At 70.6% G+C, this 19,623-nt stretch carries 15 protein-coding genes and 1 pseudogene; 14 read left to right on the plus strand and 2 right to left on the minus strand.

Translation table 11 applies throughout. The features are described 5' to 3' along the window. Nucleotides 1-4 precede the first annotated feature (4 nt). From EES41_RS06865 to EES41_RS06910, 10 genes and pseudogenes are all read left to right on the plus strand, one after another. On the plus strand, nucleotides 5-1,414 hold the full coding sequence (locus EES41_RS06865) for an NAD(P)/FAD-dependent oxidoreductase (protein ID WP_123076546.1): 1,410 nt from the start codon (nucleotides 5-7) through the stop codon (nucleotides 1,412-1,414). Beyond that, nucleotides 1,411-1,872, plus strand: a complete 462-nt coding sequence (locus EES41_RS06870) for a MauE/DoxX family redox-associated membrane protein (RefSeq protein WP_123076548.1) — start codon at nucleotides 1,411-1,413, stop codon at nucleotides 1,870-1,872. The genes EES41_RS06865 and EES41_RS06870 overlap by 4 nt, the downstream gene beginning before the upstream one ends. Next, nucleotides 1,872-3,305 (plus strand): radical SAM domain-containing protein, encoded by a 1,434-nt coding sequence (locus EES41_RS06875; protein ID WP_123076550.1) that lies wholly within the window; start codon nucleotides 1,872-1,874, stop codon nucleotides 3,303-3,305. Before EES41_RS06870 ends, EES41_RS06875 begins: the two co-directional genes overlap by 1 nt. A 4-nt stretch (nucleotides 3,306-3,309) precedes the next feature. Further along, nucleotides 3,310-4,098, plus strand: a complete 789-nt coding sequence (locus tag EES41_RS06880; RefSeq protein ID WP_123076552.1) for an MTAP family purine nucleoside phosphorylase — start codon at nucleotides 3,310-3,312, stop codon at nucleotides 4,096-4,098. Further along, on the plus strand, nucleotides 4,095-4,769 hold the full coding sequence (locus tag EES41_RS06885; protein ID WP_164495773.1) for a TIGR04282 family arsenosugar biosynthesis glycosyltransferase: 675 nt from the start codon (nucleotides 4,095-4,097) through the stop codon (nucleotides 4,767-4,769). Before EES41_RS06880 ends, EES41_RS06885 begins: the two co-directional genes overlap by 4 nt. Next, nucleotides 4,766-5,419 (plus strand): annotated as a pseudogene (locus EES41_RS42845) (TIGR04283 family arsenosugar biosynthesis glycosyltransferase); the annotation flags it as partial. The gene EES41_RS06885 and the pseudogene EES41_RS42845, both read left to right, overlap by 4 nt. A 119-nt stretch (nucleotides 5,420-5,538) precedes the next feature. Next, entirely contained in the window at nucleotides 5,539-7,215 is a 1,677-nt protein-coding gene (locus EES41_RS41310; RefSeq protein WP_164495774.1) for a radical SAM protein, read from the plus strand. 22 nt (nucleotides 7,216-7,237) lie between these two features. After that, nucleotides 7,238-8,422: an FAD-dependent oxidoreductase gene (locus tag EES41_RS06900; protein ID WP_123076556.1), complete on the plus strand. Its 1,185-nt coding sequence runs from the start codon at nucleotides 7,238-7,240 to the stop codon at nucleotides 8,420-8,422. A gap of 82 nt (nucleotides 8,423-8,504) precedes the next feature. Then, a complete protein-coding gene (locus EES41_RS06905) occupies nucleotides 8,505-8,987 on the plus strand; it encodes a hypothetical protein (protein ID WP_123076558.1) in 483 nt (160 codons plus the stop codon). Nucleotides 8,988-9,217: 230 nt separating this feature from the next. Beyond that, a complete protein-coding gene (locus EES41_RS06910) occupies nucleotides 9,218-9,931 on the plus strand; it encodes a Crp/Fnr family transcriptional regulator (RefSeq protein WP_254211357.1) in 714 nt (237 codons plus the stop codon). A gap of 978 nt (nucleotides 9,932-10,909) precedes the next feature. Here EES41_RS06910 and EES41_RS06915 read toward each other — a convergent pair. Next, nucleotides 10,910-11,200 (minus strand): hypothetical protein, encoded by a 291-nt coding sequence (locus EES41_RS06915; protein ID WP_367995770.1) that lies wholly within the window; start codon nucleotides 11,198-11,200, stop codon nucleotides 10,910-10,912. Between the two features lie 768 nt (nucleotides 11,201-11,968). Between EES41_RS06915 and EES41_RS06925 the strand changes: the two genes are divergently transcribed. Both EES41_RS06925 and EES41_RS06930 read left to right on the plus strand, forming a co-directional pair. Next, on the plus strand, nucleotides 11,969-12,529 hold the full coding sequence (locus EES41_RS06925) for a PRC-barrel domain-containing protein (RefSeq protein WP_123076564.1): 561 nt from the start codon (nucleotides 11,969-11,971) through the stop codon (nucleotides 12,527-12,529). Then, on the plus strand, nucleotides 12,529-12,960 hold the full coding sequence (locus EES41_RS06930) for a PRC-barrel domain-containing protein (RefSeq protein ID WP_123076566.1): 432 nt from the start codon (nucleotides 12,529-12,531) through the stop codon (nucleotides 12,958-12,960). Before EES41_RS06925 ends, EES41_RS06930 begins: the two co-directional genes overlap by 1 nt. A 199-nt stretch (nucleotides 12,961-13,159) precedes the next feature. Here EES41_RS06930 and EES41_RS06940 read toward each other — a convergent pair whose 3' ends face one another. Next, nucleotides 13,160-13,987, minus strand: coding sequence for a PhzF family phenazine biosynthesis protein (locus tag EES41_RS06940; protein WP_123076568.1), 828 nt, complete (start codon nucleotides 13,985-13,987; stop codon nucleotides 13,160-13,162). A gap of 395 nt (nucleotides 13,988-14,382) precedes the next feature. On the opposite strand from EES41_RS06940, the gene EES41_RS06945 reads away from it, so the two are divergent. Both EES41_RS06945 and EES41_RS06950 read left to right on the plus strand, forming a co-directional pair. Then, on the plus strand, nucleotides 14,383-16,776 hold the full coding sequence (locus tag EES41_RS06945; protein WP_123076570.1) for a 2OG-Fe(II) oxygenase: 2,394 nt from the start codon (nucleotides 14,383-14,385) through the stop codon (nucleotides 16,774-16,776). Between the two features lie 142 nt (nucleotides 16,777-16,918). Next, entirely contained in the window at nucleotides 16,919-19,498 is a 2,580-nt protein-coding gene (locus tag EES41_RS06950) for a DEAD/DEAH box helicase family protein (protein WP_164495775.1), read from the plus strand. Nucleotides 19,499-19,623: the final 125 nt, after the last annotated feature.

The following is a 19,623-nucleotide window of genomic DNA, read 5'->3' on the forward strand; positions in this document are numbered from 1 at the left end:
CACCATGAACAGGTACGACCTGGTGGTCATCGGCGGCGGAAGCGCCGGCCTGACCGCGGCCCGCACCGCCGGGCGCTTCGGCGCCCGGACGCTGCTCGTCGAGCGGGACCGGCTGGGCGGAGACTGTCTGTGGACGGGGTGCGTACCGAGCAAGGCACTGCTGCACGTCGCCGCCGACGTCCAGGCGGCCCGCCGAGCCGCTGCCTACGGGCTCCCGCCGGTAACCGGCCCGGTCGACCTCACGGCGGCCATGGCGGAGGTGAAACGGGCGATCGGCGCGATCGAACCGCACGACTCGGCCGAAGCACTCGCCCCGTACGGAGTCGACGTCACCTACGGCGCGGCCTCCTTCACCGGCCCGGGAACCCTGACCGCAGGCGAGCAGGAGGTTTCCTTCCGGTACGCGCTGATCGCCACGGGCTCCTCGCCGGCCCTCGTGCCGGTCCCCGGCCTGGCCGAGGCCGACCCGCTGACCAGCGACACCGTGTGGGAGCTGTCCGAGCTCCCGCGCCGCCTGGTGGTGCTGGGCGGCGGGCCCATCGGCTGCGAGCTGGGGCAGGCGTTCGCCCGGCTCGGCTCGCAGGTCACTCTCATAGAGGCGATGGACCGCCTGGTGCCCCGTGAGGAACCCCGGGCCTCGCAGGTGCTGCGGGAGCGGCTGGAGGCCGAGGGTGTCACCGTGCTGACCGGCTACCGTGCCGAGAGCGTCGACGCCGGTGCCGTCCACGGACCCGGTGGCCCTCTCCCCTACGACGCGCTGCTGGCCGTCACAGGCCGCCGCGCCAACGTCCAGGGGCTCGGCCTGGCGGCGGCCGGTGTGGAGCTGACCGACACCGGTCACGTCCGCACCGACGACCGGCTGCGCACCACCAACCACCGGATCTACGCCGCCGGTGACGCCACCGGCCGTTCTGCCTTCACCCACCTGGGCGGCACGCAGGGCGTAGCGGTCGCCGCCGACGCTCTCCTCGGCGTACGCCGGCCCATCGACTATCGCGCGGTGCCCTGGGTGACGTTCACCGATCCGGAGATCGCCCGGGTCGGCCTCACCGCCGACGAGGCGCGCGAAAAGTACGGCGACAGCGCACGCGTCCACACGCTGGAGAACGACCGGGTCGACCGAGCCGTCGCAGACGGCCGCACCGAGGGCTTCACCACCCTCGTGCTGGGCCCGCGCGGAAAGATCGTCGGAGCCACGGTGGTGTCGCCGAGGGCCGGGGAGACGATCGCTCATCTGGCGGCGGCGGTGCGCCTGGGCTGGACGCCCTCGGACTACGCGCGCACCGTGCACCCCTACCCCACGTACGCCGACGGGCCCTGGCATACGGCACTGGCCGACGTCTACGCCCGTCTGGCCCGGGGCAATGGGCCCATCGGCGCGCTGCTGAAGCTCCGCAGAGGGGTGATCCGGTGATTCTCCGCATCGTTCTGGGCGCCGTCCTCGCGGCGATGGCGCTGGGCCAGCTCGCCTCGTTCGACGCGATGCCCGCCATCCTGACCACCTACGGCCTGACGTCCGGAGCGGCCTCCACCGCTCTGGCCGTGGCATTGATCAGCGCTGAGACGGTCACGGCCGGCTGGTTCCTTGCCCGGCCCCGCTCCCGCGCCATCACGCCCGTCTGGCTGTACACGGGCGTCGCCGTGGTGTGGTCGGTGCTGGCCTCTCAGGCGTTCGCCCGCGGGCTCGTCCTGGACAACTGCGGCTGCTTCGGGACCTACCTCGCCCAGCCGCTGCGCTGGTACGTCCTGGTCGAGGACGCCCTGATGCTGCTGTACGCCTGGCTGCTGTGGCGCGCAGCGCGGCGGGCCCGGCCCAACCCCCTCACCGACCGAACCTCAACGGCCGACCCCACACCGCAGGAGAACCACTGATGCGGATCATCGCGGCGCTGCGCGACCTCGAACACGCCACCCGCCCCTACGACACCGAGTTCGCCGCGGCGATGGAACGCCGCTGGGCGGAACTCCCCGAGGCTGCCAGGACGCCCGGCCAGATCCTGGGGCGGCACGGCGTCGGCTGTGAGGGCACCCACGGCATCTTCCCCAAGTGCAACCTCAAGTGCACTCCCTGCTACCACTCCCGGGACGCCAACCAGGTACGCGTCGACGGCCCGCACACCCACGAACAGCTCGCCGCACAACTGGGACTGCTGCGTGAGCTGCGCGGTCCGCGCGCCCACACTCAGCTCATCGGCGGCGAGGTCAGCCTGCTCAGCCCCGACGACCACGCCGCCGCGCTGGCGATCATGCGGGAGCACGGCCGGGAACCGATGAGCTTCACCCACGGCGACTTCGACTACCCCTACCTCACCCGGCTCGCACTCGGCCAAGACGGCACACGGCGCTTCGGGCGGCTGTCCTTCGCCGCGCACTTCGACAAATTCATGTACGGCCGGCGCGGCATCGAACGCCCGCCGGACGAGAAGGCGCTGAACCCGTACCGGGCGCGGTTCGCCGCCATGTTCACCCGCCTTCGGCGCGAGCACGGGGTGCGGTTCTTCCTCGCCCACAACATGACCGTCACCCCGGGCAACCTCGACGAGATCGCGAGCGTCATCCGCGACTGCCACGCCCTGGGCTACGGCATGTTCTCCTTCCAGCCCGCCGCCTTCCTCGGCGACGAGCGCCGCTGGAAGGAGAAGTTCCGTGAGGCGACCCCGGACGCGGTGTGGGCGGAGATCGAGCGCGGCGCCGGAACCCGGCTGGACTACCGGGTCCTCGAGAACGGCGACGTGCGCTGCAACCGCACCGCCTACGGCTTCTACGTCGGCCGCCGCTGGTACCCGTTCCTCGACGGCGACGACCCGCGCGATCTCGCCGTACGCGACGCGTTCTTCCGCTACTTCGGAAAGGTCACCTTCACCGGCACACCGCCCGCCCTCCTCGCCGCCAGGCTCCTGCGAGTGGTGGCCCGCCACCCGTCCACCGCGGTGACAGGACTGCGCTGGCTGGCCCGCACCGCCCGCCGCGTCGGGCTGCTGCGGCTGGTCCGTCACCGGATACGGGTGCGCCCGGTCACGTTCGTCATGCACCAGTTCATGGACGCCGACGTCGTCGCCCCGGCCTGGGAGATGATGCAGCGCGGCGAACAGGCCAAGGACCCGAAACTGCTGGAGACCCAGGAGCGGCTGGCCGCCTGCCACTACGCCATGGCCCACCCCGAAACCGGCATCCTGGTCCCCGCCTGCGTGCAGCACGCCGTACTCGACCCGGCCGAGAACGCGGCCCTGCGCACCCTGCTCCCCATCGTCGAAGTCCGCACCACCACCGACGGCTCGTCCGGCACGTCACCGAAGGAGAAGTAGTTTCATGCGCATAGGTGTGATCACCGGCTCCGGCAGCTACGACTGGCCCTACCTGGAAGGGGCCGCGGAGCGGACCGTCGTCACCGACCACGGCGAGGTCACCGTCACCGAAGGACACCTGGGGAACGCGGAGATCGTCCAGCTGTCCCGGCACGGCGCCGGCCACCACCGGCTCTCCAGCCAGGTCGACCACAAGGCCAACCTCGCCGCCCTGCTGGCCTGCAAGACGGACGCCATCGTCTCCTTCACCGTCTGCGGCTCCCTCGACCCGGACCTGCCACCGGGCTCCCTGGTGGTCTTCGACGACCTGTACTTCCCCGCCAACCGGCTGCCCGACGGCACCCCCTGCACCTGGTACGACACACCCGGCGAGGCCGGCCGCGGCCACTGGATCTTCGAGAAGCCCTTCAGCGAACCGCTGCGCCAAGCACTGATCACGGCCGCCGGACAGAGCGGGGTGCCCGTCGCGACGCAGGGCGTGTACGGGCACGTCGACGGCCCCCGCTTCAACACGCGCCCCGAGGTAGCCGCCCTGGCCGCAGCCGGGGTCAGTGCCGTCAGCCAGACCGCGGGACCGGAGGTCGTCCTGGCCGGTGAGGCCGAACTACCCATGGCGCTGGTCGGTTTCGTCACCGACTACGCCAACGGCGTCGCCCCCGAACCGGAACCGGTACAGGCACTGCTGGACCGCATGGCGGCCAGCAAGGACGTCTTCGCCAGGCTGGCCGAGCACGCCCTGCCTTCCCTGAGCGCCGTGAGCGGGGCCGGTTTCGTCTACCGGTTCGACACGTGAGCGCCGTCGGCCACGGGGGCACCCCCGCGATCCTGGTCATGGCGAAAGCGCCCCAGCCCGGTACCGTCAAGACCCGTCTGCATCCCCTGCTGGGCCCACTGCGCTGCGCGGAGCTCCAGGCCGAACTCATCCGCCACACCCTGGCCGTCACCACCGCCCACACCCCGCGCACCTACCTCGCCTACGCGCCGGACGATGGCAAAGACGCCATCAACACGGCGGTGCCAGCCGGTGTCCGATTGCTGAGGCAGCGCGGTGAAGACCTCGGACAGCGCCTGGCCGCGGCCGTCACCGACGCCTTCACCGACGGCGCGGGCCCGCTCCTGGTCATCGGCACCGACGCGCCGACCCTCACCGCCGACCATCTGAGCGCCGCGTTCACCGCCCTGCAACACCATGACGTGACGCTGGGCCCTGCATTCGACGGCGGCTACTACCTGATCGGCCTTCGAGCACCCCACACCATCCTCTTCGCCCTCGACCCCGATGTCTGGAGCACGGACCGGGTACTCGCGGCGACCCGCGCCCTCGCCGACGGCGAAGGACTGAGCCTGAGACTGCTGCGTCCACTGCGAGACCTGGACACCCCCGAGGACGCCGCCGCGCTCCTGACGGACCCAGCGCTGCCCACCCCGATCGCCGCCCTGCTCCAGCCCAAGGAGAAGCCATGACACAGGTGTCGATCATCGTCCCGGTCCTGAACGAAGAAGCCACGATCCACGGTGCGGTGAGCCGCCTGTGCCGGGACTTCCCCGACTGCGAGCTGATCGTCGTGGACGGCGGCTCCACAGACGCCACCGTCGAACTCGCCGCCCGCCACGCCACCGTGATCAGCAGTGAACGCGGCCGGGCCAAGCAGATGAACAAGGGCGCCCGGCACGCGTCCGGCGACATCCTGTGGTTCATCCACGCCGACACCGCCATCGAGCCCGAAGCCCTGGGCCAGATCCGGGCCGCACTCGCCGACCCGTCCGTGGTCGCAGGCGGCCTCACCCTCCGCTTCGACCGCCGGACACCCGCCCTGAACTACCTCGCGTGGACGTCGAACGCCCGCGCTCGGCGCCTCCACCACATCTTCGGCGACCAGGCCATGTTCATCCGCCGCAGCGTCTTCGACGCCCTCGGCGGCTATCCCGACCTGGCCATCATGGAGGACCTGGAAATGTCTCGGCGCCTGCACCGCCGCGGCCAACTGCGCCTGTTGCCCGCCGCATCGACGGCCTCCTCACGCCGGCTGATCGCTCACGGGACCTGGCGGATGATCGCCTTCATGCAGTACCTGAAGCTGCTCTACTTCGCCGGCGTCGCCCCCGAAACCATCCGCGCCCGCTACACCGCAGGCCCCGCCTCCTGCCGAACAAAACCCCGAGAGCAGCACGAACCAGACGCACCTGAACCACCTGTTCCCCCTTTTGCCTCGACACTTTGGAGACAGACCTCATGCGCATCGCAGTCTGCGGAGGGCCCTACGGAAACCCGTACGCACTCCAGGCGTTCGTCGACGACGCCCGCGCCCGGGGCGCCGAGCGGCTGTTCTGCCTGGGCGACCTCGGCGGCTTCGGCGCCGACGTCGACGCGCTGTGGCCGATCCTCACCGACAACAACGTCGAGTGCGTCGCCGGGAACTACGACGTCGCCATCGCCCGCGGCGACACCGACTGCGGCTGCGGCTACCGCGACCCGAAGGACAACGAGTACGCCCAGATCGTCTACGACCACACCCTCGCCACCACCAGCCGCGACTTCGCCGCCTGGATGAGCCAACTGCCCACCGAGCACCGGGAGACCATCGACGGCCTGGACGTCCACATGGTCCACGGCTCGACGCTGGCGCTCAACGACTTCTGGTGGGAGTCACTGCCCGCCGACCAGCACCGGCTGCGCGCCGAGACATCCGATGCGGACGTGGTGCTGTGCACCCACAGTGGTCTGCCCTGGCAGCGGCGCATCGGCGACACACTCGCCGTCAACGTCGGCGTGCTCGGCAAACCGGCCAACGACGGCCGCCACGAGGTCTGGTACGCGATGCTCGACCTCACCGACGGGCAGGCCACCGCCGAGCTGATCCCGCTCGCGTACGACTGGAAGGCCCAGGCCGCCTCGATGCGCGCCGCCGGGCTCCCCGAAGTCTTCGTCGAGACCATCGAGACCGGCTGGTGGACCACCTGCCTGGAGATCCTGCCGCCGCGCGAGCGTTCCCGGGGCCGCTACCACCTCTACCGCTCCACCCTGCCGTCCGGGTTCACCTCAGCAGATGACGGCTGGGGCGAGGCCACACTCCACGCGCTGGAGGGCGACCGGCCGGTGGTCCCGCTGTTCGGCACCCCGTACTTCCCGTCCCGGCTGTGGATCTACACCAACTTCCACTGCAACCTGGCCTGCGACTACTGCGCGGTGGCGTCCTCGCCGAAGGCGGCCGCCCGCACCCTGCCCGCCGACACCTTCCGCGCCCTGGTCGACGAGGCCGTACAGGCCGGGTTCACCGAGCTGTACGTCACCGGTGGCGAGCCCTTCCTGCACCCTGACATCGTCGGCCTCCTCGACTACGCCTCCGCCGAGCTGCCCACCGTCGTGATGACCAATGCGATGCTGCTGCGTGGCCGGCGTGCCGGCGGCCTCGCGGATCTGGCCGGCCGGAAGCTCACTGTCCAGACGTCCCTGGACGGCGCCACCGCCCGCACCCACGATCTCCACCGCGGTTCCGGCTCCTGGCAGCGCACCATGGACGGCATCCGTCACCTGATCACCCTCGGGCTGCCCCCTCGTGTCGCCCTCACCGAAACCCCGGAGAACACCCACGAGGTCCCCGCGGTCGCCGAGCTGCTGGCCGGACTGGGCCTGCCCGCCCACCACTTCGCCGTACGCCCGCTGCTGCGCCGCGGCTTCGCCGAGAGCGGCATGGAGATCGGCGAGGACTCCAGCATCCCCGAACTGACCGTCACCGCCGACGGCCTGCACTGGCACCCCGCCGGCGCCGACCTCACCACCAGCCCCGACCTGCACCTCGCACCCGCCGGGACCCCACTCGCCACGGGCCAACAGCTCGTGACCGAACGCTTCTTCGCCGCCCGCCTCACCGACGGCAGCATGCCCCGCCCCGTCCACTGCGCCATCTGACCCGTACGAAAGGGAGACCCCCATGCAGCGCCACGTCGCGATCCTCGGCGCCGGCCCCGTCGGCCTCGACGCAGCCCTCGCCTGCGCCGACGCCGGATGGCCGTTCACCGTCTACGAAGCCGGGGAATCCGCCGCCGCCCACGTGCGGGCCTGGGGCCACGTCCGTCTCTTCACCCCGTGGGACCTCAACGTCTCCCACCGGATGCGCACGCATCTGCCGAACGCCCCCCAGGGCCGCGACTGCCCCACCGGAGCCGAACTCGCGAACCGCCTGCTCGGCCCGGTCGCCGCACTGCCCGCTCTCTCAGGCCGCATCCGGCTGAGTACCCGCGTCTCGGCCATCGCCCGCACCGGCCTGCTCAAGCATGAGCAGATCGGCACCGACCTCCGGGCCGCCGCTCCCTTCACTCTTCTGCTGGACACTCCCGAAGGCGAGGACACCGCCGAGGCCGACCTCGTCCTGGACTGCACCGGCACCTACTCCCACCCCAACACCCTGGGCCCCGGCGGTATCCCCGCCCCCGGCGAGCGCACCCTCGCCGACCGCATCACCCGCACTCTTCCGGACACCGCCGACCCTGACCGCTGGGCGGGAACCGTCCTGCTCGCCGGCGCCGGGAAGTCCGCCCAGACCGCAGCGCGCGACCTCGCCGCCCTGCCCGGCACCCGCGTCCAGTGGGCGGTGCGCAGCCCGGCACCCGACTGGGGCGCCGTACCGGACGACACACTGCCCGGCCGCCAGCACCTCGTCGACACCTCCCAGGCCCTTACCGACGGCGCCAACGAACGCGTCACCGTCCACACCGGCGCCCACATCCAGAGCCTCAGACCCGCCGGCGACCGGTTGCACGCCGCGATCGCCACCGCCGGCGGCCCGCGCGAGATCGTGTGCGACCACATCGTGGCGCTGACCGGATACACCGGCGACTCCTCCCTCTACCGGCAGTTGCAGATCCACGAGTGCTACGCCACCGGCGCCCCCATGAACCTCTCCGCCGCCCTCCTCGGCTCCGCGGGCGGCGACTGCCTCACCCAACCGTCCGTCGGCATCGAGACCCTGCGCAACCCCGAACCGCACTTCTTCATCCTGGGAGCCAAATCCCACGGGCGCCTCAACACCTTCCTGCTGCGCACCGGCTACGAACAGATCGACCAGCTCGCCGCCGCATACGCCGACGAATCAGTGCTTCTACCCGCCGGTACGTAAGCGCGGTCACATACCTTCCCCATGCACTGGTCCTAGCGTCGGCAGGGAAGGAAGACACACGCGGACAGAGAGGTCGTACACCATGGCAACCACCCTGCAGGTATCCCCCAGAGCAGCTGTCATCCCGCTGCATGCCGCATGGGGCGCCGCGGCCGGCGTCGTCGGAGGCATCGGCATGGGCATCTGGATGTCCGTCTCCAGGCCGATCATGGACACGGCGATGATCACCATGGTCGCCGGCCTGCTGGGCTCCACCAACACCGTCGCGGGCTGGCTCATCCACCTGGCCATCGCCGTCTCCTTCGGCTTGGCCTTCGGCGCGCTGCTCGGGAACTACGCCCAGAAGTTGATGCCCGCGGCCGTACTCGGACTGGGGTACGGCGTCGTGGCGTGGCTGATCGGAGCAATGTGGATCATGCCCGCCAACATGGGCATGCCGGTCTTCGAGTGGAACGCCGTCACCCGCTCCAGCTTCGGCGCGCACCTCGTCTTCGGACTGCTGCTGGGACTGGCCTACGCCTGCATCGCCTCGATGATGGGCAAGCGGCGAACGGGCTCGGCCTGAGCATGGAACCCACAGCACCGGATCCGCCCGACACCCCGGGCGCGGCACCGCGCCGGGGTGCTCCACCGGAGGTCCCCTCTTCATCCGAAGAGACACAAGACAGCGGATATGCGCCGATTGGCGAGGAAATGACCTATTGTCTGGTTGACGGCGCCGACGCCCTGGCGGCCCCGCCCTGGGGTGCGGCGCCGCCGCCCTGGGCCCCGGGCCGACGCGAGGACATAGGCCGCATGCGCGAAAGTCGTCACGAGGACGCCGACCGGACCTGGTGCCTGTCGGAGGTCGACATCTTCTGCGACCTGAACGAACCGGAGATGGCCGCCATCGCGGACGCCGCCCCGATGAGGACCTACACCGCGGGCGAGATGCTCTACTCACCGCCCCAGCCGTGTGAGGTGCTGTTCATCCTCAAGCGCGGCCGCATCCGCGTCTTCCGGGTCTCCACAGAGGGCCGCGCCCTGACCACGGCGATCATCAACCCCGGCACGATCTTCGGCGAGATGCTGGTGCTCGGGCAGCGCATGTACGGCAACTTCGCCGAGGCCCTCGATGACATCACCGTCTGTGTGATGGGCCGCGACGACGTACACCGGCTGCTTCTCTCGGACCCGAGGATCGCCGCCCGCATCACCGCGATCCTCGGCCGCCGCCTCGCCGACCTCGAACAGCGCCTGTCCGACACGGTCTTCAAATCCGTCGCCCAGCGCGTCGCCTGCACCCTGATCACCCTCATCCCACCCAGCCCGCCGACCCGGGCCCTGCGCCCGCTGGCCAGACATCCACAGGTAGCTCTCACCCATGAGCAGCTGGCCGCCCTGGCCGGGACAACCCGCGAGACCGTCACCAAGGTGCTGCGCGAACTCGCCGACCGGGGCCTACTGCGCCTGGGCCGGGGCCGCATCACCGTTCTCGAGCCTGACCGGCTGCGCGACGAGGCCGGATAGGGACGCCGCCAGCGGTATGAGGACCATCCGCCCGCGGAACCATCCCGTCGGCGACCACCTCCACTGCCGGTGACCGGTGTGTGCACGATCCGCGAACGCGTCCGGAGTTGCCTCGGGAGTCTGCTGGGAGGCATCGGTCGACGGGGGCGACAACGAGCGGGGAGCGGAACTCGAGGGTCGCGACGGTGAGGCGGACTCGGGCTCCGAGGAACATCCCGCGAGCGCGCCGAGGCACAGCAGGGCAGCGGGGATCGCATGGGGGGGGAGCCTGGGCATGCGGTGTCCTTGGCGGCTTCGGTCTCCCGGTCGTGCGGATCGAGCCCACCTGTCTGTCTCTTCCTCACCGGGACAGACGGCCGGGCCCGGCCCGGGTTGCCGCACGTGGGCCATCTCACCTGGCCCCAGGTCAGATGAGGCGTCCGCTGCGGGAGTGGTCTCGGCGGCGCTTCTCCGGCGCCGATCACTGCTCAGAGAGCCGAGCGTCCGGGCGATGTGAGGCCGTCCTCTCCACCGGCTTGGCTTCGGCAACGGGACGCGCACGGTGCGGCGGTTGAAGAGCCCGGGACATGCCCGGCGGGCGCGACGCCGTCCAAGCCGCGCGAGCCCTCGGTCAGGCAAGCGGTAATGGCGGGCGGCAGCCCGTGACGTACGCTCGGCGACGGCGTTGGAGAGACCATGGGGGCTTCGGGAGTGTTATCTGGGGCCCTGCCCGGTGAGGGTGCCGGTCAAGCTGGCCTGGTTGGGCCCGCGGCCTGCCCGGCACGCCCCACTGCACCGGTCAACGGCCTGATCGAGGCGATCGTCGTAGCGGTCAGCACAGGAGACGACCCCCGGATCCGTGTCCTGCTGGCCCAACTCGCACCGCAGGCTGACATCACGGCGCTGCTCTGGCTGCGGCAGCGCCTGTATGCGAGCGGGGGGACCTCTCCCCCGCCTCCGTGCTGAGCCGGTCAGGTGTCGAGGCGGCTGTTGGAACCGTCAGCGCCGTCGGCGTGCTCGTCGTTGAACCAGTAGTCGCCTGCCGCGAGGTATGCGGAAGGCGTGGGTGGCCTTGCGTGGCAGGGCGACGGTGACCGCCCTCATGCCGTCCTCACGGGGCACCAGCACGTGAGCGCCGGGTTGCCAGTGGTTGAAGTCACCGACCACGCTGACCGGACCCGGCGGGGTGCCGGCGGGGAGGACGAAGGTGACCTCGGCACGGTCCTTGCGGCGCTTGCGTTCCAGCATGGAGACGGCTCCTGTCCAGTGGTACGGGGCGGGGGTCTCCATCCTGACCATGGAACCGATGGCCGGCCCCTCGGCACGACGGGTGAAGGGCGCCGCGTCCCCCGTACGCACCCGCCGCCGCAATCGGCGCCTCCGGCCCGAACCCGATCCACAGGACCGTGAAACAGCCGCCCACAGGGCCCCGCCCACACACCGGCCACGGAACGGAAGGAAGCGATGACTCTCTGGTGTCAGGCCCTGCCCGCCCTCAACAACCCCGCCGCACCCGACCGGGACAAAGTCCTCGCGCGGGGCGCGGCGGCTCTCACCCGCACACGGCTCACCGGGACGGGCCATCGGCCCGACGCCGACGACGTCATCCGCATCGCTCTGTGCGAATTCCAAGTCCTCCGGTTTCCGGCACCTGCTCGAAGACAGGACACGCCGCGAGAATCCCTCCCAGGACGCGGCCCTCGCACGCGGCCAGCAGGCCCGCCGGCCACCGTCGCGGATCCCGCGGCGCAGAGGGTCGGCCCCACTGCCCGACCGGGGTACGGCCGCCCTGCTCCGCGTCGTCCCGTCGGCTGCCAAGATGGGCCTGCGGCGGCATCGACACCATGCGGGAACCCGCCGCATACTGGCTGTGAGGCCATCGGCGGCAGCCGCCGACTGCCCGGGAGGTGGCGCCGTGGACTGGTGGGTCTGGATCGTCATCGCTCTCGCGCTGCTGGCCGTGCTGGCAGGCTCGTTTCTTGCGGTCCAGGCGAGGCGGCGCGGAGGCGGGGTCATCGTGGCGGGCAAACGCCCGCGCGGCGGTAAGGGCTCGGGCCCATGAGCGGCTACGTATTGGCGAGTGACATCGCCAAACTGCCCGTCGTGACCCTCGGCGGCGATGACATCGCGCAGGTCAAGGACATCGTCTTCGACGCCGCGGGCGGCAGTGTCCGCTGCTTCACCCTGAGCGGGCGCGGGCTGCTCGCCGGCCCCCTCAAGCGAGACCTGCTGTGGAGCCGTGTCCACGCGCTCGGCCCGGACGCCGTCATGATCCATGACGAGAACGCGCTCGCCGGGGACGACCAGGCGGCCAGGGACGCCAAGTCCTCTGGAGGAGACGTCATCGGCGCCCGGATCATGACCGAGGGCGGCACCGACCTCGGCCGGATCGTCGACGTGATCATCGCGACGGGACGCCAGCCCGTCGTGGCCGGCTACGAAGTCGAATCCTCTGCGCAGGGGCATCACCGGGTCCTGCTGCCGGTCATCAAGCCCGTCGCGGTCTCCGGCGAGATGGTCGTCGTCCCGGACACCGTCGCGGAGTTCACCGCCGGAGACCTGTCCGGCTTCCCCGAAGCCGCACACGGCCTGCAGGCCCGACTCGAGCAGGAGAGCTGATGCTGTCCAGCCAGGCCACCGGCCGCCCCGTCATATCGCTGGTCTCCGCCGAGACCCTCGCCACCGTGACCGGATACGTCATCGCCCCCGCACCCGCCCGCATCGCGGCACTGACGCTCAAGTCCCACGGCTCCGGAAACCTGGTGACCTGGAACCACATCCATGCCTTCGGCCCCGACGCGGTCACCGTCCGCGCCCCGGACAAACTCCAGGACGGCAAGGAAGCCCCCCAGCCCCTGGCCGGCCACCTGAACGACCCGATCGGCAAACGGATCCTGACCGAGGCCGGACAGGACCTCGGCACCCTTGAGGACATCGACTTCGACGAGACCACCGGCCACATCCACCGGCTCATCACCGCCGACCGGGAGATCCCCGGCGAACACCTCCTCGGCGCCGGCGGCTACGCCGTCGTCATCGCCGCACCCTAGGTGATCGAGGCAGCTCGGCATCGGCGATTCTCGGGGCGATCCCCGCGGACGGCTGCCGCGGCGCGCGATGCGGTGAGCCCTTCAGCAGGTCCTCGGCCTTCACGTACGGTGCGGCGGCGAGGGAGTCCAACTCCGTCTTCACACACTGATGTTGGACTCCCTCTCCCATGCGTGCAGCCGATGCCGCGCAGTCGATCGGTCAGACGTGCAGGGTTCCGTCGAGGACGGTGACCGCGTGCCCGGTGAGATGGACGCGGTCACCGTGCACGGCGGTCCTGACCAGCCCGGTGCGCGCGGATACCTGTAGGCCGGTGAGCCCGTCGCGGCCGATCCGTGTCGACCAGTAGGGGGCCAGTGCGGTGTGGGCGCTGCCGGTTACCGGATCCTCGGAGATGCCCTCGGCGGGTGAGAAGAAGCGGGAGACGAAATCGTACTCCAGGCCGGCACCGGGCGCCGGGGCGGTGATGATGACGCCACGCAGATCCTCGCGGCGGGTCACGTCGGCCATCGCGTCGAGGTCGGGGGTCACGGCCCGGACGGTGGCCTCGTCGGGCAGGACGGTCAACAGATCGCGGAGCGCACCGGTGCGGAAGGTGGCCTCCGGCTTTACTCCCAGGGCCTCCGGCAGGCCTTCCGGTACTGGTACTTCGGTGCCGGGTGCGGCCGGGAAGTCGAGGGTGATGCTGCCGTCCTCCTGCGTGTGCGCGGTGAGGATGCCGCTGAACCGGCTGCGGAAACGCAGTGCGCCGACAGCCCCTCGCTCCCGGCGCAGTGTGTGCGCCGTGGCCAATGTGGCATGGCCGCACAGGTTGGTCTCGACGAGCGGGGTGAACCAGCGGATCTCCCAGTCGGCGCCGTCACCGACGGGGAGCTGCCGCGCGAAGGCGGTCTCCGAGTGGTTCAGTTCGGCAGCTACCCGCTGCATCCAGGCATCTTCGGGCCAGGCTTCGGCGTCGAGCAGGCATACGCCCGCAGGGTTACCGGCGAAGGGACGGTCAGTGAAGGCGTCTACGACGTGGATACGCATTCGGCGAATGTATCGACGCCAATCACAGCTAAGCGAAGTCCAATTCGAGAGAAGTGGACTTCTTATCCGTCCGGAGCCCCCACCCGCACCTCAATCTGTGACGTGAAGACCGGCGACAGGTGGACGAGTTGGTACGAAATGACCTCCGCGCCCGCCTGCGATCACTGGCCCCTCGAAGTCGATGATCCAGAGGCCACACCGGGGGAACCTGCTCGCCCACGCGACCTCCGCCCGGTGGCGAGTCCCCTCGCGGAGAGCACTCCGGATCCTCGGTGGCAGGCACGCCGGCCCCGGCGCCAGGGGATTGGCGCCGGGGCCGGAGCATGCAGTCACAGCGGCGTTAGGGTTTCCGGGACAGGCCATACGGCAAGCTGCACCCTTGGGGGCGAATCGGTATGGGACACGGAGCGCGGAAGCAGCTGGCGGAGCTGCTCGACGTCGTACAGCGGCGTGGGGACTTCAGCACCCGGATCGAGATGTCGGCCCGCGCGCTGCGCATCGAGGTTGACGGGGTGGGGGCGCTGCCGCTGCCGCTGCGTGCCCCGGTGACCAGGAAACTGATCGCGCAGGCCCGGCAGGCGTCCTTCGGCCGTGGCGAGCAGACCTTGTCCGACACCAGCGTCCGCGACACCTGGGAGATCACCCCGGACCGCATCACGCTCGGCGGCACTGACTGGGACCGTACCCTGGGCGGCGTCCTCGACGGTGTCCGCACCGCGCTCGGTCTGCCGCCCGCCATCGTCCTACGGGCTGAGCCGCACGCACTGCTTGTCTACGGCAAGGGCCAGTTCTTCCTGCCGCACCAGGACTCCGAAAAGGACGACTCCATGGTGGGCACCCTGGTCGTCTCGCTGCCCTCGCACCACACGGGCGGCGAACTCGTCGTCTCGCACGCCGGCCGCAGCGTCGTCCACCAGGCGTCGAGGGAGAAGCTGACCTTCGCGGCCTTCTACGCGGACTGCCTGCACGAGGTCAAGCCCGTCAAGTCCGGCTACCGTGTCACCCTCACCATGAACCTCCTCGCCGAACGCATCCGCCCGGCCGGCGAGGACGACGGGGACCCGGTCGCCCACCTGGCCCACTGCCTGACCGAACACTTCACCGAACCGGCCGAAGAGCGCTACGCCTACGGCCGCCAGAAGGCCGCGCCCCCGAACCGCCTCGTGTACCTCCTCGACCATGAGTACACCCAGCGCGGCCTGGACTGGGACCGCCTCAAGGGCTCCGACACCACCCGCACCGCCCTGCTCCGCCAGGCCGCCGCAGAGGCGGACTGCGAAGCGGTCCTCGCATTGGCCGAGGTGAAGGAGACCTGGGACGCGCATCCGCCGTACGACCGCTACTACGGCGAGGTTGAGCACTACGACGACTGCGAGGACGAGGAGTGCGAGGGTGAATGCCTCCTGGACCCCGACGGGGAACCTGGCGCCGAGCGCCGCCGCAGCGGCGACTTCGCCAACTACGAGCTGAACGACCTGATCGACGACGAGATCACGCTGAGCTGGTGGACCCGCCCGGACGGCACCGGCGGCGAGCAGATCAACCTGCCCGTCGCGTACGCCGAGGTGTGCGCCACCACCGAGACCAAGGACCTGACGCCCTACCAGTCCGAGTACGAGGGCTACATGGGCAACTACGGCAACACCCTCGACCGCTGGTACCGACGGGCCGCCGTGGTCCTGTGGCCCCGGCAGCGCTCGTTCACGGCCCGCGCCGAGGCCGGCTCCGAGGGCGCGCTGCACGAAATTCAGGGCCACCTGGATGCCGGGAACCTCGACCGGGCGCGCACGCTCGCCCGGTCTCTCGCCCCGTTCTGGAAGCACCACGGTTCGGGCGAGGCGGCCGTAGCGCTATTCGCCACCGCCCTGCCCGTCGCGGTGGGACTACGGGAAGCGGACACTGCCACGATGCTCCTCGCGCCTTTCGGGGTGGAGACCCTGGGCGAGCGGCACGCCCCGGGTCTCGCGGCAGCGGCCGCATGGTACGGACGGACGTGGGCCCACACGGCCGTCAGCAGCTGGTTCGGCACGGTTGGCGCGTACACCGGGGCCGACCGCGCGGCGTGGCTCGAATCGCTGCCCAGCCTGTGCACCGCGCTGCGGGCCGCCGACGGCGACGGGGACGCGATCGCCTCGCCGCTGACCGAGGGCGCCTGGCAAGCAGTCGAGCAGCAGCTCACCAGCTGGCTCGGCGTAGGCCGCGAGACGGAGCGCCGCACAGGCATGGAGCGGCTCGGCGCATCACTGGCCCGCGTTCTGCAGGCGGCAGGGCCCGAGACCGCCGCCACCATCGCCGCCACGCTGCGCGGCCAGCCGGACACCGCCCTCGAATGCCTGCTCCCCGCCCTGCGCACCGCGGCCCGCCAGCCGACGACCATACGCGACGGCGCACCCGCCGCCCGTGCCTTCCAGACCCTCGCCGACCACTGCGAGGACCGGCTCACCGCGGCCCTCGCCCGCCCCGTGCGCGCGGCCGACGACTGGTCCCTTACCCCGGCTGGGACATGTCGGACTGGCTGCGGGCTGTGCCCCGACTTGGACGCCTTCCTCACCTCCCGTACCCGCCACGTCATGGAGTGGCCGCTCGCGAAGGACGGACGCCGCCACCTCCACAGCCGCATCGACCAGGCCGGCCTGCCCGTCTCTCATACCACCCGGCGCCAGGGACGCCCCTACGTCCTGGCCCTGGCCAAGACAGACGCCGTCTTCACCCGCGAACAGGCGACCCGCACCCGCGCCGAGACCGAACTGGCGTGGCTGCGGTACAACTGGACCCGGTCGCGCGGCTGAGAGGTGCGGGCAGCGCGCGGAGCCTCTTCCTGAGTCAAATCGAGCGGTTGTGGCGTATCTGCGTCCTTGGGTGCGGATGATGTTGGGTGTGGATGACTGGGTCGGGTGGGATGATCCCGCCGAGCTACGGGTTCGGCTGGATATGGCGCTGGAGGAAATCGCCGGGCTGAGCGAGGAGAACAGACGCCTTCGTGCTCTCCTCGGCCCGCTGGCGGACTCCGTGCCGGCCCACGACGCCGATCCCGAGGACGGCCCAACCGGCCGCGCACCCGCCCCGGACGGGTTGCCGCCGCAGATGCTCTCGTCATCGGGACTGCCGTACGCCGATGGGTCATCGGGCGGACAAGAGAAGCTGGCGCTGTTCCGGTCGCTGTTCGTCGGCCGGTCCGATGTGTTCGCCCGGCCCTGGACCAACAGCAAGGGACGCTCGGGGTGGAGCCCGGCAACCGAGAAGCCGCCGTGGGAACTGCGCGAGGGCGAGGAGCGGGCCCTCCTCACACTGTCGGACCAGGCACTGTTCGACCATCTGACGATGCCTGAGCCGGGCATGGACAAGAAGTTCGAGAAGCTCCACGCGGGCCTGTACCCGCTGCTGCCGGATGACACCTGCCAGCTCCTCGCATGCGACTTCGACAAGGGAGATTGGCGCGGGGACGCAGCCGCGTACTACGAAGCCTGCCAGGCCGCCGGCGTTCCGGCCTCGATCGAGGTGTCCCGCTCAGGGCAAGGTGCGCACGTGTGGACGTTCTTCAGCGCGCCGGTGGCGGCCGTGCTGGCCCGCGACCTCGGCGCCGCGTTGCTCCGGGACGCCATCAGCTCCCGCAAACAGATGTCGCTGGCCAGCTTCGACCGGTTCTTCCCCGCTCAAGACCTACTGCCGACGAAGGCCAAGGGGGACGCCAGCTTCGGGAACCTGATCGCGCTCCCGCTGAACGGTCTTCGACGCCGGCGCGGCACCACGCTCTTCCTCGACCCGGCGACATGGGAGCCCTTCGCGGACCAGTTCGCCTACCTCTCCCAGATCCGGCGTCTTACCCCCGCAGAGGTCGAGGCCCTGGTTGAGGATCTCGGCCCGGTGGAGATCGGCCCGGCCCCCACGACCGCTGCCCTGCCGCCCAAACCACGACGCGGGGCCCTGGGCAAGGCACCCGAGACCGTCGAGGCCAGGCTCGGGGCCATGCTGTCAGTGGCCACGGCAGGTCTGCCCGCACCGCTCCTCGCGGCGCTCAAGCATCTGGCCAGCCTCCACAACCCGGCCTTCTACAAGAAGCAGGCCCTGCGCTACTCGACGTTCGGCACACCCCGGTTCGTGACCTGCTTCGACGCGACCGACCCGATGTGGCTGCGGCTGCCCCGGGGACTGCGCGATGAAACGGCGGCGCTGGTCGCCTCCGCCCACGGGACACTCCAGGTCACCGATGAACTACCCACCCACGAGCCGATCTCCGCCACGTTCACAGGAGTGCTGACACCCGTTCAAAACGAGGCACTCGCCGCACTGCGGGACCACCCGACCGGAGTGCTGGTCGCCCCACCCGGCACCGGCAAAACGGTCCTGGCCTGCGCGATGCTCGCCGAAGTCGGACAGCCTGCCGCGATCATCGTGAACAAGGCCGAACTGCTCGCCCAGTGGCGCCAGCGCCTGGACACCTTCCTCGAGCTCGGCGACGGGCAAGCCGTCGGGTCACTGGGTGGCGGCAAGGACCGCCGCGGTGGTGTCGTAGACCTGTTCATGCTGCAGAGCCTGTCCCATCGCGACGCCCCCGCCGGACTCCTGGACGCCTACGGACTGGTCATCGTCGACGAATGCCACACCATCGGCGCACCGTCGGCAGCCGCGGCGGTCAACGATGTACCGGTGCGGCTGTGGCGAGGGCTGTCGGCGACGCCCTACCGGGCGGACCAGATGGACGCGGTCATCACCATGCAGTGCGGCCCGATCCGCCACGAGATCCCCGACCAGACCACCTTCGCCAAACACCTGATCGTGCACCGGACCGACTTCACCACTAACGAAGTCGGCAACGACGGTGTCTCCTTCCAGGCCCTGTACGGAGAACTCGCCACCGACCCGGACCGCAACGCCCTGATCGCCGCCGATATCGCCGACGCCGTACGGCGCGGGCGCCACAGCCTCGCTTTGAGCAACCGCATCGAACATCTCCATCGTCTCGACGAAGCCCTCCGCGCCCTCGGCATCACCCCGATGCTGCTGCACGGCGGCCTCCCGCCGGCGGAGCGCAGCGTGGTCCGCACCGCGCTGGACACCGACGACGGCACACCGCTCGTCCTCCTGGCCATCGACAAAGTGGCCGGCGAGGGATTTGACGCCCCTCGGCTCGACGCCCTCTTCCTCGTCAGCCCGTTCAAGTTCAAGGGCAAGAGCATCCAGCAGGTCGGCCGGGTCATGCGTGAACTGGAGACAGGGAAGGCGGACGTGGAGGTCCACGACTACGTTGACTCTGAGGTCTCCCGGCTGGAGAGCATGCACCACTACCGGCGGCGTGTTCTGGAACGCAAGGGCTTCACCCTCAGGACCGCACCCTCGGACAGCCCGCCCGCCCAGGCCGCCCCGGTTCAGGCCGGGCCAGCGGGGCGGCCAAGCGTCTCGGAAGTCCGCGCCTGGGCCCGGGACCAAGGCCACAACGTCTCCGACCGAGGCCGACTGCGCGCCGAGCTCTGGACAGCCTGGCATGCCGCGCAACCTCAGTCTCCGCCGTGATAGGGAGGGGAGGGCGCCGGCCGATGCGCTGCCGCGGCGGACCCGCAACCAGGGCGGAGTCGACGAACGCTTCAGGGAAGGGAGGACGCCGGGTAACAGCAAGCGAACCGGGACGCGGCGCAGCA

Origin of the sequence: Streptomyces sp. ADI95-16 (genome assembly GCF_003721495.1) — a bacterium.
GTDB lineage: Bacteria > Actinomycetota > Actinomycetes > Streptomycetales > Streptomycetaceae > Streptomyces > Streptomyces goshikiensis.